General features: G+C 58.3%; 1 protein-coding gene. It reads right to left on the bottom strand.

Translation table 11 applies throughout. The features are described from left to right. Nucleotides 1–1,191 (bottom strand): elongation factor Tu, encoded by a 1,191-nt coding sequence (gene tuf / locus GQF03_RS11540; RefSeq protein ID WP_161339451.1) that lies wholly within the window; start codon nucleotides 1,189–1,191, stop codon nucleotides 1–3. Nucleotides 1,192–1,193 lie beyond the last annotated feature (2 nt).

The following is a 1,193-nucleotide window of genomic DNA, read 5'->3' as shown; positions in this document are numbered from 1 at the left end:
TCAAGCGGTTACGGAGGCGACGACGCCGGCGCCGACGGTGCGTCCGCCTTCGCGGATGGCGAAGCGCAGACCCTCGTCCATGGCGATCGGTGCGATCAGCTCGACATCCATCGTCACATTATCCCCCGGCATCACCATTTCCGTGCCTTCAGGAAGCGACACAACACCCGTCACGTCCGTCGTCCGGAAATAGAACTGCGGACGGTAGTTCGTGAAGAACGGCGTATGACGACCGCCCTCTTCCTTCGTCAGGATATAGGCTTCAGCCTTGAACTTCGTATGCGGGGTGATCGAGCCCGGATGCGCCAGAACCTGGCCGCGCTCAACATCCTCACGCTTCGTACCACGCAAGAGGACACCCACATTGTCACCGGCCTGACCCTGATCCAGCAGCTTGCGGAACATCTCAACGCCCGTGCAGGTCGTCTTCGTCGTCGGACGGATGCCGACAATCTCGACTTCCTCGCCAACCTTGATCACGCCGCTTTCAACACGACCGGTCACCACCGTGCCGCGACCCGAAATCGAGAACACATCCTCGATCGGCATCAGGAACGGCTTGTCGATCTCGCGCTCCGGCTGCGGAATATATTCGTCAACCGCCGCCATCAGCTTCAGGATTGCTTCCTTGCCGATCTCGTCATCGCGACCCTCAAGAGCCGCCAGCGCGGAACCGCCGATGATCGGAATATCGTCGCCCGGGAATTCATACTCGGACAGAAGCTCACGGATTTCCATCTCGACAAGCTCGATCAGCTCTTCATCATCCACAAGGTCAACCTTGTTCATGAAGACAACAAGCGCCGGAACACCAACCTGGCGGGCCAGAAGGATATGCTCGCGCGTCTGCGGCATCGGGCCGTCATTCGCGGACACAACGAGAATCGCCCCGTCCATCTGCGCCGCACCCGTGATCATGTTCTTCACATAGTCAGCATGGCCCGGGCAGTCCACATGCGCATAGTGACGCGAGCCCGTCTCATATTCAACATGGGCCGTCGAAATCGTGATCCCGCGCGCCTTCTCTTCCGGCGCCTTGTCAATCTCGTCAAACGCAAACGACTTGCCGCCGCTCGCCTCAGACAATACCTTCGTAATCGCCGCCGTCAGCGTCGTCTTCCCATGGTCAACATGACCAATCGTTCCAATGTTTACATGCGGTTTACTACGATCAAATTTCTCTTTGGCCATTT

Origin of the sequence: Sneathiella chungangensis, from assembly GCF_009882935.1 — a bacterium.
In the GTDB taxonomy this organism is placed as follows: Bacteria; Pseudomonadota; Alphaproteobacteria; order Sneathiellales; family Sneathiellaceae; genus Sneathiella; species Sneathiella chungangensis.
This window is presented reverse-complemented; position numbering and strand designations above follow the sequence as displayed.